The sequence below is a fragment of the Rhodomicrobium sp. R_RK_3 genome, from assembly GCF_002198715.1.
In the GTDB taxonomy this organism is placed as follows: Bacteria; Pseudomonadota; Alphaproteobacteria; order Rhizobiales; family Rhodomicrobiaceae; genus R-RK-3.
Genome location: NZ_MWLK01000033.1, coordinates 191,140 through 204,470, shown reverse-complemented (window position 1 = coordinate 204,470; position 13,331 = coordinate 191,140). Strand labels below are relative to the sequence as shown.

Genomic DNA, 13,331 nt, shown 5'->3' with positions numbered 1-13,331 from the left:
CATGATCCACCGCAACGCGCCCCGGCGCTTGCCACCACACATCGGAGCACCACGCCCGTGTCTCTACCGCATGCCGCCGCCCGTGAAGACGATGCCAGCACGCTCGGCGTCGAGATCTATTCGCGGCTGCGGCGCGATCTGATCGCAGGCCATTTGCAGCCGGGCGAAAGGCTCCGTTTCCGCCAGCTCAGCGCGAGCTACGGCGTCGGCATCGCGCCGCTGCGCGAGGCGCTGTCGCGGCTGGTCTCGGATCAACTCGTTCGCTTCGAAGGCCATCGCGGCTACACCGTGGCGCCGCTCTCCATGGCGGACCTCTACGACCTCTGCGCCCTGCGCACCGATCTGAGCTGCAAGGCGCTGCGGCAATCGATCGAGCGCGGCGACGACGATTGGGAAGCCGAAATCCTCGCGGCCCTGCACCGGCTCGAACGCAGCCCGCTGCCGCAATCGGTCGGCGAGCGCAAGGTCAGCGACGAATGGGAGCAGCGGCACGAGCGCTTCCATTTCAGTCTGATCTCGGCCTGCGACTCGCCCCGGCTTCTGCATTTCTGCGGCGCGCTGTCGGATCATTTCCAGCGCTATCGCCGCGCCGTCATTGTTGTCACCTCGGCCTCGGAGGAATTGCTGCAGCGCGTTCGCGAGCAGCACCGCGCCGTGGCGGAAGCCACCATTGCCCGCGACGCCGACCGGGCGACGCAGATCCTGGCCGAGCACTTCCAGGGCAGCGTCGAGGTGGTTGCCCGCAATTACGAGGCCATCTCGCGCGACCTCGCCAGCGGCCCGGTCCCGGTGCGCGGCTGACGCCAGACGGATGGTGCATTGACTCGCCGAAAATGTTCGAACATTCTCCAGATTAACGATCATAAAGCCGTTCAGCGCATGGAGCCGCCCGGTGCCATGTCTCAGCGCGGCGGCTCAGGAGGACACCGATGCCCAACGACCTCGACTCGGCGGGGAAGCCCGATCTCATTAGGAACATGCGCCTGATCGGCCATGATCCGCTCGCCGGCTTCGGCGGCATTGGCGAGGGCATGTCGCTGCAAGCCGCGCCGGACGGCCGCCGCATCATGTGGCTGGCGCATGAGGGACCGCCGAAGAATTTCACCGGCGTCGATGTCACCGATCCGCGCCGCCCGCGCGTCGTCGTGCAGACCGAGCTGCCGCATAATCGCGTGCGCTCGAACTCGCTGGAAACCACCGGCAATCTGATGGCGGTCGCGTACCAGACGCTTGAACCCGGCCTCACCCCAGCGGGCGTCGAGCTGTTCGACATCAGCGTGCCGGAGAACCCGCGCTCGGTGAGCGTCTTCGACTGCTCGGGACCGCATTCGCGCGGCGTGCATCAGGTCTGGTTCGTCGATGGCGACTATATTCATTGCGCGGGCGGCATCGCCGATTTCACGCCGCGCAACCCGCTCGACGATCAGATCTATCTCATCATCGACGTGCGCGATCCGGCCAAGCCGGTCGAGGCCGGGCGCTGGTGGATGCCGGGCACGGCCGAGGGTGACGAAGCGCCGGCCCCAACGCGGCTCGCCATCGACAGCGGCTTTCGCGGCCACAACACCAATGTCTATCCCGAGCGCCCCGACCGCTGCTATCTCGGCTATATCGACGGGGGCGGCTATGTCATGGACATTTCCGACAAGGCGCGCCCGAAAGTGATCTCGGCCTTCAATCCGAACCCGCCCTTCCCCGGCTTCACCCATACGGTCATGCCGCTGCTGAGCCGGGATCTGTTCGTCGTCACGCATGAATGCGTGCATGACAACGGCACGGACTGGCCGAAACTCACCTGGATCATCGACGCGCGCAAGGAGGACAATCTCGTGCCGCTGTCGGTCCTGCCGATGCCGGCCTTCGAGGAATATGGCCGCAAGGGCGGCCGCTTCGGCTGCCACAATCTGCATGAGAACCCGCCGCACGAGACCGCCTTGCGTTCCGACACGCTGCTGTTCTCGACGCTGTTCAATGGCGGCGTGCGGGTGCACGACACCAGCGATCCGCTGCAGCCGAAGGAGGTCGCGGCTTTTGTGCCCGCCGCGCCGCGCGGCTCCCGCGTCCCGGCGATCCAGATCAACGACGTCTATGTCGACGAGACCGGCATCGTCTACTGCGTCGACCGCCATGCCGGCGGGTTGTATGTGCTGGAGTTGGAGATTTAGGCTCGCTCTCGCACCGAAGCTTACGACGGCGAGGCGCATGTCGCCGCAGCCTGGCCCTCTCCCTTGGGGAGAGGGTGGCGCGCGTCAGCGTGCCGGGTGAGGGGTTGCGGACTCACGGCTGACGCACCAACCCCTCACCCTAGCCCTCTCCCCAGGGAGAGGGGACTAAGCTGCGTGCAGGGAGACGAATAAGGGACAACAGGCCATGACCATCCCGATCACGCTCATCACCGGGTTTCTCGGCAGCGGCAAGACTACGCTGCTGAACAACCTGCTGCGCGACCCCGGCATGGCCGACACGGCCGTCATCATCAATGAGTTCGGCGATGTCGCCATCGATCATCTGCTGGTCGAGAGCGCCATCGAGAACGCCGTCGTGCTGCAGGGCGGCTGCATCTGCTGCACCGTGCGCGGCGACCTCGTCGATACGCTGACCGACCTCACCGCCAAAGCCGCGCGCGGCGAACTGCCGCCCTTCTCGCGCATCGCCATCGAAACGACCGGCCTCGCCGACCCGACCGCCATCGCGCAGATTTTCGCGACCGAGCCGTCGCTTGCCTCGCAATTTACGCTGCGCGCCGTCGTCACCACGGTCGATGCGGCGAATGCGGCGGGCCAGCTCGACCAGTTCGACGAGGCCCGTCAGCAGGTCGCGCTGGCGGATGTGCTGATCCTGACGAAGGCCGATCTTGTCGAACCGGATGCCGTCGCCGCTCTTAGCGAGCGCCTCCGCCGGATCAATCCGGGCGCGGAAATCGTGCCCGTCCTCCACGGCGCGATCTCACCCGCCGATCTCTTCGACCGCGCGCCGGAAGCGCCCTCGGGCTCCGGCGAAGGCGCGTTGCGCTGGCTCAAGGCCGAGGCGTTTGACGGCTCCCGCGCCCATCACCATCACGGCGACGGCCACAGCCACCATGACGACGCCATCAAGGCGTTCGCCGTCACGCTCGATACGCCGATCGAGAGTGCCGCGCTGCGTCAGTGGCTGAACGCGGTATTGTCCCTTCGCGGCAAGGACCTGCTGCGGATGAAGGGCATCGTCAATGTGCGCGGGGCCGCTGGTCCGCTGGTGGTCCATGCGGTGCAGGCCATCGTGCATCCGCCGGTGCGCCTCGCCGCCTGGCCGAGCGCCGACCATTCCACGCGCATCGTCTTCATCACGCGCAACATCTCGCAAGCCGCGCTGCAGCGCAGCCTCGACCTGCTGGCACAGGGCGGCGCGTCCTGAACCGGTTTACACCGTTTCGTTCTTCGCCGCCGTCGGGCCGATCAGCGTAAAGGCGCTGACCGCCCCTGCCGCAGCCAGCGCCGCGCCGATCAATGCCGCCGTCCGAAAGCCCGCGAGGAAGGCCTCCGGAGACGCCTCCAGCGCAAAGACGAAACCCAACAGCGCCGTCGCGATCAGCCCGGCGATGCGCGCCACGGCGCTGTTGAACCCCGAGGCCGCGCCGACGTGGTCCGCATCGACCGAGCCGATCACCGTCGTGGTCAGCGGCGCGACGCTGATGCCCATGCCGATCCCGACAATGACCGTTGCCGGAAAAATCTGCGACCAGTAATCGATGCCGCTCTGGCCGATCCAGGCATATTGCAGAAGCCCGATGGCCACGATGGCGGAGCCGATGGCCAGCGGCAGGCGTCCGCCATAGCGGCCCGTCAACTGCCCCATCATCCGCGAGCCGCAGCCGATCAGGATCGGCAAGGGCAGCAGCGCCGCCCCCGCCGAGAGCGCGGGCCAGTTCTCGATTTTTATCAGCAGGAACGGCAGCAGCACGATGAGTCCGCCGAGGGCGCCGTAGAGGAAGAAGGTGAATAGGGTCAGGCCGATGAAGGCCGGGGTCGCGAACATGGCGAGCGGCATGATCGCCTGGTCGCCGCGCTTCCCCTCCAGCCAGATGAAGCCGGCCAGCAGGGCAAAGCCGGCCGCCGCCGCGCCCCACAATGGCGCCGTCGCGGCATCGGCCTCCGATGCCGAGGTCAGCGCCCAGGTGAGCAGGCCGAGCCCGGCGGTCGCCAATGCGGCGCCCGTCCAATCCAACGGGCGGGAACCGCGATGGTCTCTGCTCTCGAGGACATAGGCCCAGGCCAGATAGGCCGCCGCTGCCGCGATCGGGACGTTGAGCAGGAAGATCGTGCGCCAGCCGATGCCGTCGACCAGCCAGCCGCCGAGCAGCGGGCCGAGCGCCCCGGCCAGCGCGCCGACGGCCGCCCAACTGCCGATGGCGGCGCCGCGCGCCTCGCCGGTGAACGACGCGCCGAGAATGGCGAGGCTGTTCGGCATCAGCATCGCCGCGCCGAGCCCTTGCAGCCCGCGTCCGATCAGCAGCCAGTTCAGGCTCGGGGCGATCGCGCATAGGAGCGATGCGGTGGTGAAGATCGCGAGGCCGATCAGGAACAGGCGGCGGCGTCCGAAATGGTCCCCGGCCGCGCCGCCGAGCAGGATCAGCGCGCCGAGCGGCAGCAGATAGGCATTGATGGTCCAAGAGAGGCCGGACGGCCCCGCGCCGAGGTCGCGCGCCAGGGCGGGCAGGGCGACATTGATGACCGAGCCGTCGATGAAGGCGACGCTCGATCCGAGGATGGTTGCGGCGAGCGTGGCGCGCGGATGCGGATTGAAGCAGGGCTGCGTGCCCGCGGCCAACGCTTCGTCGCAAGGCGCGGGAAGGGCGGTGCTCATGAGGCGGGCGTTTCCGTTCGGTGGTGGTTGGTGTTCGTGGGGCCTAAAGGGCGGCGGCCCAGCCTATGTCGGTGCCGGTGAGGACGAAAGCAACTGGCGACCACTTAAGACGAAATCCCCGCGAAGGCGGGGATCCAGTAATAACAAACTCGAAATTAGCTTTCAGACCAACCGCTTAGGCTGCGGCGTGCTGGGTCCCCACCTTCGCGAGGATTACGAAAATGGCGGGACGGATATCAATGATAGCCCTCGCCTTCTCCTACCTTCCCGCCGAAGGTCCAGTACACGAAGATGGTGTAGCCGATGATGATCGGGAACATGATCAGCGCGCCCATCAGCATGAAAATCTGGGTGGCGGGGGCGGCGGCGGTGTCCCAGATCGTCAGCGAGGGCGGCACGAGATAAGGGAAGCTCGACACCACCAGTCCGAGAAAACCGAGCAGGAACAGCATGATCGTGCCGATGAAGGGCAGGGCCTCGCGGCCCGTCTCCAGCCAGCGCCAGGTGGCGAAGGCGACGAGCGCGGTCGCAGCGGGGATCCACCAGACGAAGAGGAAGTTGGGCAAGGTGAACCAGCGCTCGGCGATGCGGTCGATGGCGAGAGGCGTCCAGACGCTGACGATGGCCATGAAAATCAGCATCACGGCGAGCAGGGTCTTGGCATGGTCGCGGGCGCGATCCTCGATGGCGCCATCGGTCTTCATGATCAGCCACGTCGCGCCGAGTAGGGCGTAGCCGCAAACGAGGCTACAGCCGCAGAGCAAGGAGAAGGGCGTCAGCCAGTCGAATGTGCCGCCGGCGAAGGCGCCGTTCTCGACCTTGACGCCCTGGATCAGGCCGCCGAGGATCAGCCCCTGGCAGAAGGCCGCCAGGATCGAGCCGGCGGCGAAGGGCACGCTCCAGCGTTTCGCGGTGACGCCGAGCCAGCGGAATTCGAAGGCGACGCCCCGGAACACCAGCGACAGCAGCATGATGATGACCGGCAGATACATCGCCGGCAGGATGATCGAGTAGGCGCGGGGGAAGGCGACCAGCATCCCGGCGCCGCCGAAGACCAGCCAGGTCTCGTTGCCATCCCAGAAGGGGGCGACCGAGTTCATCATCAGGTCGCGCTCCTGCTCGGTCGCGGCGAAGGGGAACAGGATGCCGATGCCGAGATCGAAGCCGTCGAGAATGACATACATCGCCACGGCAAAGCCGATGATCCCGGCCCAGATGATCGGCAGATAGGCTTCCATCGCACGGCCTCATTGGCTTGGGGACTGAGATATCATCCGGCACCCCCGCGCGCCGACATCGAGGGCACCGGCGCCGCCCGTCCGGCCTGCTCGACCAGGGGATCGTCCGGACCGCGCGTGATCAGCCGGTTGATGTAGTAGATGCCCATGGCGAAGACGATGCTGTACACGATGACGAACAGCACCAGCGAGGTGGCGACGGCATTGACCGCGACCGGCGAGGCGGCGTCGCCGGTGCGCAGGATGCCGTAGGCGACCCAGGGCTGACGGCCGGTCTCGGTGACGACCCAGCCGCAGATCACCGCGACGAAGCCGGTCCACCAGGCATGTTTCAGCGGCCAGAGATACCAGCGGGTGTTGAACAGGTCGCCGCGCCGCCACAAGATCAGGCCGCACCACGCCGCCGCGATCATCAAAAGCCCGATGCCGACCATGATGCGGAAGGCGAAGAAGGGCGGCAGCACCGGCGGGCGGTCCTCCGGCGGTACGCTTTTCAGGCCGGGGAACAGGCCGTCCCAACTATGGGTCAGCAGCAGCGCGGCGCCGTTGGGGATGGTGATGGCGAAGCGGTTGCTTTCGGTTTTCTCGTCGGGCCAGGCGAACAGCACGAGGTCGCCGGGCTTGCTGCCGTCCCAATGCGCCTCGATGGCGGCGATCTTCAGCGGCTGGTGCTTGAGCGTGTTCAGGCCGTGCTGGTCGCCGATGAAGAGTTGGAGCGGTGCGACGATGGCGGCGAAGCCGACGCCCATGCGCAGCATGGTGCGGCCGTGATCGAGCTGCTGGCCGGAGAGCAGATAGCGCGCGCCGACGGCGAGCACGACGAAGGAGGTCGTCAGATAGGCGGCGGTCACCATATGGGCGAGGCGGTAGGGGAAGCTCGGATTGAAAATGATGGCGAGCCAGTCGACCGGAAAGGCGATGCCGTCGCGCATCTCGAAGCCGGCCGGGGTCTGCATCCAGCTATTCGCCGACAGGATCGTGAAAGAGGAGAGCAGCGTGCCCGTCGCGACGATGATCGCGGCCATGGTGTGCAGCCAGGGCGGCACCCGGTCCCAGCCGAACAGCAGCACGCCGAGGAAGGTCGCCTCGAGGAAGAAGGCGACCATCACCTCATAGCCGATCATCGGGCCGATGACATTGCCGGTGACCACCGAGAAGCGGCTCCAATTGGTACCGAACTGGTAGGAAAGCACGATCCCCGACACCACGCCCATGGCGAAGGAGACGGCGAAGATCTTGGTCCAGAAGCGGGCGAGGCTGCGGTAGCGCTCAAGGCCGGTGCGCATCCACATCACGCATAAGGTGGCGATATAGGCGGACAGGCCGATGGTGAAGGTGGGAAAGATAATGTGAAAGATGATGGTGAACGCGAACTGGATGCGCGCGAGCATGACAGGGTCGAGTTCCACCACAAGCTCCTCGACAAATAACGAACGCACGATCCGTATCCGGGCGGATCAAGGGCGGCCTCTGGAACACATAGCCCGGATTGCCTTACCCGGCGCTTTCACTGTGACGATCAATTCTCCGGACCGCTTCGCCGTTCTTGCGGCGCATGGTCCGATTTTGACGCAAAGGGGAAGGGCGAGGGAAGGCCGCCGACAGTGTGAAATCTGTGAACTGAAAATCTCTCCGTTGCCCCGGCGGTGGAGCCGGGACCTACTCGCATCGGCTCTCACCGCGGCAATTGCCAATCGGCCATTGGGTCCCGGCTCACCGCTTTGCGGTCTTCGGGACAAGGGGGGGCTTTGCCGGCGCCGCTCTAACTTTTCGGCGGCCAAAGCTCGGAATAGTTGGGGAAGCGCTTCAGAACCTTGTCGTAGCGGGTCGGCTCCATCAGGGGGAGCGCGTATTTCAGGACGAAATTCGCCGCCGGGCTCGTGTGCCTGACATAGAGGTCGAGCGGATCGAGCAGATAGCGCATATGCAGCTTGGGCTCGTAATTGACGGCGGTGTTGCGGTAATTCTGGTAGCGGTTGGCGATCGACCAGGCCATCACGTCGCGCACGACGATGAAATACAGGTTCAGATCGAAGGCGTATTCATAGTCGAAGCCGATATATTCCGAGACCACCGAATCGCCGTCGACCATGCACATGGCGAAGGCAACGATCTGCTCGCCGCGCCGCCAGACGAAGAAGCGCACCCGGTCGGGCATCCGGCGGCCGATGCCGCAGAGATAATCCTTGGTCAGCTTTTCGAAACGCAGCGCCGAGCGCTCATAGACGGCGAGATAGAGCGGATAGACCTGGTCGATGATGGGGGACACGTCGCGCAGGGCGCTCATCTCGAGCGAGGCCAGCCGCTTGGAGGCCTTGAACTTCTTCCGCAGGTTCGAGCGCATGTTCCCGCTCAGCACCTTCGTCATATATTCCTCGAAGCTGGAATATTCGATGCCGACGCGCGTCATCGGCAGGCTGGGCACGCGGGTATAGCCGTGCTCCAGCATGCATTGCAGGGCGCCGCGATCGGCCGCTGGGAATTCTTTCATGACGATCAGCTTGGCCCCGAGGCGCTTGGCATGCGCCGCCATGCCCTCGGCGAGGAGTTGGGCGACCCTGTCGCTGGGCAATTCGCTGCTGTCGAGATGACCCTCGCCCGCTGCGCAGCCGACCATCAGCGTGCGCATCAGCAGGAATCGCGGCCAGATCCGGCGGGTGAGATCGGCGAGTTTGCGCACCCACGGTCCGGTGCCGGCGAGCATGTCCTGGTCATGAATGAAGAAGGGCTGCACCGCGCGCACCGTGCCGCGCTCGTCCTGGACGGCGAAATAGCGGTAGTCGAATTCGGGGTGGAGCGTGTCCTCGACCAGCTCGAAATAGCGGTGGTCCTTGCGTTCATTGGCAAAGGCCCGCGCCCAATGCGGGTGTTGGACCAATTCTTCTCGTGTCAGGACTTCGAGATGGAAGTTTTGGGACGCCAAATCGTCCCGGGGGAGTATTGCATGATCTTGTAGCGTACTGAAAACAACATCGCTCATGGGAGACGCCTTCAATCCGTTTCACCCACTTCCCACAAGGCCGGAAGTATAACGGCTTCACTCTTTTGAAGGCAGACGAGCAAAAGTAGGAGTGCCAGCAAAAGCCCTTGCTTAGCCCCCGGCGCCTAGGATTGTTCCCGTGAAAACAAAGACGTGATCGCAATCATTCAATTTTCGGCGAATCAGTGCAGTGTCTGCAATCTCTGATTGGCCTCGTGGGAGGGGGCAGCGGTCATGCGCATACCCTTCCGGCATGACATCCAGCCATGCCAGCGCCACACCACGCCGCTGCCTAAGCCGCTGGAAGCCAGAAAATTCCCTTATCTGACGAACGAATCGAAGGCCTCTAGCTGTCCCGCTCGGCGATGAAGCGGGCGGCGGACTTGAGCCATTTGGCATTGTCGCCGAACGGCGCCAGGGCGGCTTCGGCTTCCGCAAGCAGCATCGCGAGGCGCTCTTTCGCCGCAGGGACGCCCAGCACGCTGACGAGCGTCGCCTTGCCGAGCGCGGCATCCTTGCCCGTCGCTTTGCCAACCGTCGCCGCGTCGCCCTCGACGTCGAGCAGGTCGTCGGCAATCTGGAAAGCCTGGCCGAGCACGGTGCCGAAGCGATGCAGGGCTTCGCGCTGTGCCGCCGGAGCCTGCGCCAGCATCGGGCCGGCGATACAGGCGAAATGCAGCAGCGCCCCGGTCTTCATGGCCTGAAGCGTGGCGATTTCCTCGGCCGTGAGCGGCAGCGGCTTGCCATCGCCGAAACGCCCTTCCGCGGCGAGGTCAAGCATCTGCCCGCCCGCCATGCCGCCGAGCCCGGCCGCGCGCGACAGCGCCCGCACCAGCTCGATCCGGACGCCCGCATCGGGATGGGCGTCGGGGCGCGCGAGGATATCGAAGGCAAAGGTCAGCAGGCCGTCGCCCGCCAGGATCGCGGTCGCTTCGTCGAAGGCGATATGGGCGGTGGGACGGCCCCGCCGCAGCGGATCATTGTCCATCGCGGGCAGGTCGTCATGCACCAGCGAATAGCAATGCACGCATTCCAGCGCCGCCCCGACCGTTAAGGCACGTTCGCGAGGAATGTTGAACAGCGCGGCTGTTTCGACTACCAAAAACGGGCGCAAGCGTTTTCCGCCATCCAAGCTTGCATAGCGCATGACCTCGAGCAGCCGCGCGGGACGGCTTCGTTCACCGTCAGCCGGCAGCGGCGACAGAAGGGTATCGAGCAGGAGGTTGATATCCGACGCCACCGCGTCCAGACGCGCAAGGAACACTGTGTCGGTCTTCGGACTTATCATTAGGGAGTGGCTTTCGTTGTGGAGAAGGGGCGGCTTTAGACAATAAGAACATTGCGGCAGGTCAGTCTGTGGCCAAATGTCAGCCCACGTCGATTTGGCTGATATCCCACATATTTAACGCGGATTGTTTGTCCTATATCTCAATCACCCATCTTAACTGGTCGTTCCCCGATCTTGCGCCATAACATGGCCGGGATCCTCGTCCAGCCGATTTTCTGCCGGATCGGCATCCTCCGCAAAATGGACAACGAATGGTGAAACACGATCTAGACTGCACCAAGAGTCAAACATGCTAACGGCAGCAATTTTACGAATAGTCGATTTCTGCACAAGATACACGTGGTACGTCATCGGTGCCGCCGTGTTGCTGACAATCCTGTCAGCCGGCTACACCGCCCGCCACTTTGCGATCGACACCGATGTCAGCAAGCTGATCTCCCCCGAGCTTCCCTGGCGCCAGCGTGAGCTGGCCTTCGCCGCGGCATTTCCGCACCGGGATGCAACGATCCTGGTCGTGATCGATGCGCCCACGCCGGAACTCGCGGAGCAGGCGACCAGCAATCTGGCGAGGCGCCTGTCGGAGCAGCCCGCGCTGTTCAAGTCGGTCCGCGAGCCGGGCGGCGGCCCGTTCTTCCAAGAAAACGGCTTGTTGTTCCAGAGCGTCGAAGAGGTCGGCCGGACCACGAACCTCCTGATGGGCGCAAGGCCCTTGCTCGGCACGCTTGCCGGCGATCCCAGCCTGCGCGGCGTCCTGGACGGTCTCGCCATCGGCATCGGCGGGGTGCAGGCCGGCCAGTTCAAGCTCGACGATCTCGCCCGCCCGATGACGATGCTCGCCGACACGCTGGACGCCAGCGTCGCGGGCCGCCCCGCCAGCTTCTCCTGGCGCGTTTTGATGAGCGGCAAGCCGGCGACCACAACCGAGCTGCGCCGCTTCATCGAAGTGCAGCCGGTCCTGGATTTCAACGCGCTGGAGCCCGGCGCCGCCGCTTCGGCCGCCATCCGCAAGGCGGCGTCCGACCTGAAACTGTCCCAGGATTTCGGCGCGCGCGTGCGCCTGACCGGGCAAGTCGCGATCGCCGATGAGGAATTCGCCTCCCTGAAGGAAGGCGCGTTCCTGAATACCACGCTGACCATCCTGGCGGTGCTGCTGATCCTCTGGCTCGCCCTGCGCTCGGCCAAGATCATCGTGGCGGTCTTCATCAGTCTCATTGTCGGACTGGCCGTCACGGCGGCGCTCGGATTGATGATGGTCGGCGCCCTGAATCTGATCTCGGTCGCCTTCGCCGTGCTGTTCATCGGCATCGGCGTCGATTTCGGCCTGCAATACAGCGTGCGCTACCGGGCCGAGCGGCACGATCATGACGACGTGCAGGTCGCCTTGCTCAGCGCCGCGCAAAAGGCGGGCGGCCCCTTGGCGCTTGCCGCCGCCGCGACCACCGCCGGCTTCTGGTCCTTCCTGCCGACCGATTATCGCGGACTGTCCGAGCTCGGGCTGATCGCCGGATCGGGCATGATCATCGCTTTCTTCACCAGCATCACGCTGCTGCCCGTGCTGCTCGACATCCTGAAGCCGCCGCCCGAACCCGATGCGGTCGGCTATCGCTGGCTGGCGCCGGTCGACCATTTCCTGGAGACGCATCGCCTGCCGGTGATTGTCGGCACCTTGGCGGTCGTCATCCTGGGATTGCCGCTGCTGTATTTCCTCCGCTTCGATTCCAATCCGCTCAACCTGCGCGACCCGAAGACCGAATCCATCTCGACCTATCTGGAGCTGCGCAACGATCCGACGACCAGCGGCAGTTCGATCGAGCTGCTCGCGCCGTCGCTGCCGCAGGCGGACGCCGCTGCCGCGCGCCTCGCCAAGCTGCCGGAGGTGGAGCGCACGATGACCTTGTCGAGCTTCATTCCCGAGGGACAGGACGAAAAGCTCGGTTTAATCCAGCGCGCCGCCGGGGCGCTCGATCCGGTGCTCAATCCGCCGCAGACCAAGCCGGCGCCGTCCGATGCCGAGACGGTGGCCGCCGCCAGGGCCATGTCCGACCGTCTGAAGCAGGTCGCGGGCGACGGCACTGGGCCGGGCGTGTCCGCCGCGAAAAGGCTTTCCGTCTCGCTGGCCCTCCTTGCGAGCGCCGACCAGGCCGCCCGCCGCCGGGCCGAGGCGGCGCTCATTCCGCCGCTCCATATCGCGCTTGGCGGCTTGCGGAACAGTTTGAAGGCGCAGCGAGTCACGCTGGAGACGCTGCCTGCCGCCCTTACCATGGACTGGACGACACCGGACGGGCGCGCGCGCGTCGATGCGGCGCCGAAGGGCGATCCGGCCGACAACGAAGTCCTGCGCCGTTTCGCCGAAGCCGTGCTCGCGGTCGAGCCCGACGCCACGGGGATGCCCGTCACCATCCTGGAGGCGGGACGCACCATCGTGAAGGCGTTCATCGAAGCCGGTGCCTGGGCCCTGCTCTCCATCACGGTCCTGCTGTGGATCGCCCTGCGGCGCTTCACCGACGTGATGCTGACGCTCGTGCCGCTGATCCTGGCCGGGGCGGTCACGCTGGAGCTCTGCGTGATTTTCGGCATGCCGCTCAACTTCGCCAATATCATCGCGCTGCCCTTGCTGCTGGGCATCGGCGTGGCCTTCAAGATCTACTACATCACCGCCTGGCGCAGCGGCAAAACCAACCTGCTGCAATCGACGCTGACCCGCGCGGTGATTTCCAGCGCGATGACGACGGCGACCGCCTTCGGCAGCCTCTGGCTTTCGAACCATCCGGGCACGTCGAGCATGGGGAAGCTGCTGGCCTTGTCGCTGGTCTGCACCATGGCGGCGGCGGTGCTGTTCCAGCCGGTTCTGATGGGCCCGCCCCGCGAGCACAAAAAAGGCAGCGATCAAGCCCTTTAGGGGCATTCATGCGAAATCCCCGCGAGGAGCGGGGATCAAGTCGCAGCAAGGAGATGAATTCGAGCTTGTCGATGCGATCCCCGC

General features: G+C 65.3%; 9 protein-coding genes. 4 read left to right on the top strand and 5 right to left on the bottom strand.

What is annotated here, in order from left to right; all coding sequences use genetic code 11:
- Positions 1-57: 57 nt before the first annotated feature.
- The 3 genes from BLEFHOIH_RS20490 (at position 58) to BLEFHOIH_RS20480 (ending at position 3,393) form a co-directional block, all read left to right on the top strand.
- Positions 58-801, top strand: coding sequence for an FCD domain-containing protein (locus BLEFHOIH_RS20490; protein ID WP_088347894.1), 744 nt, complete (start codon positions 58-60; stop codon positions 799-801).
- Between the two features lie 128 nt (positions 802-929).
- The gene (locus BLEFHOIH_RS20485; protein WP_088347893.1) at positions 930-2,165 is read left to right on the top strand and encodes a hypothetical protein; all 1,236 of its coding nucleotides are present in this window, start codon (positions 930-932) and stop codon (positions 2,163-2,165) included.
- A gap of 205 nt (positions 2,166-2,370) precedes the next feature.
- Positions 2,371-3,393: a GTP-binding protein gene (locus BLEFHOIH_RS20480; protein WP_088347892.1), complete on the top strand. Its 1,023-nt coding sequence runs from the start codon at positions 2,371-2,373 to the stop codon at positions 3,391-3,393.
- A 6-nt stretch (positions 3,394-3,399) separates the two neighbouring features.
- Here the strand turns inward: BLEFHOIH_RS20480 and BLEFHOIH_RS20475 are convergent, their stop codons facing one another.
- The 5 genes from BLEFHOIH_RS20475 to BLEFHOIH_RS20455 all read right to left on the bottom strand — a co-directional run bounded on the left by BLEFHOIH_RS20475 (position 3,400) and on the right by BLEFHOIH_RS20455 (position 10,288).
- Entirely contained in the window at positions 3,400-4,842 is a 1,443-nt protein-coding gene (locus BLEFHOIH_RS20475) for an MFS transporter (RefSeq protein WP_088347891.1), read from the bottom strand.
- 236 nt (positions 4,843-5,078) lie between these two features.
- Positions 5,079-6,080 carry a cytochrome d ubiquinol oxidase subunit II gene (cydB, locus tag BLEFHOIH_RS20470; protein WP_088347890.1) on the bottom strand — a complete coding sequence of 334 codons (1,002 nt, stop codon included), beginning with the start codon at positions 6,078-6,080 and terminating at the stop codon, positions 5,079-5,081.
- A 32-nt stretch (positions 6,081-6,112) separates the two neighbouring features.
- The gene (locus BLEFHOIH_RS20465; protein ID WP_088347889.1) at positions 6,113-7,489 is read right to left on the bottom strand and encodes a cytochrome ubiquinol oxidase subunit I; all 1,377 of its coding nucleotides are present in this window, start codon (positions 7,487-7,489) and stop codon (positions 6,113-6,115) included.
- Between the two features lie 353 nt (positions 7,490-7,842).
- Positions 7,843-8,958: a GNAT family N-acetyltransferase gene (locus BLEFHOIH_RS20460; protein WP_245297107.1), complete on the bottom strand. Its 1,116-nt coding sequence runs from the start codon at positions 8,956-8,958 to the stop codon at positions 7,843-7,845.
- 448 nt (positions 8,959-9,406) lie between these two features.
- The gene (locus BLEFHOIH_RS20455; RefSeq protein ID WP_245297121.1) at positions 9,407-10,288 is read right to left on the bottom strand and encodes a polyprenyl synthetase family protein; all 882 of its coding nucleotides are present in this window, start codon (positions 10,286-10,288) and stop codon (positions 9,407-9,409) included.
- Between the two features lie 349 nt (positions 10,289-10,637).
- On the opposite strand from BLEFHOIH_RS20455, the gene BLEFHOIH_RS20450 reads away from it, so the two are divergent.
- Complete coding sequence (locus BLEFHOIH_RS20450) at positions 10,638-13,247, top strand: MMPL family transporter (protein ID WP_088347886.1); 2,610 nt, start codon at positions 10,638-10,640, stop codon at positions 13,245-13,247.
- Positions 13,248-13,331: the final 84 nt, after the last annotated feature.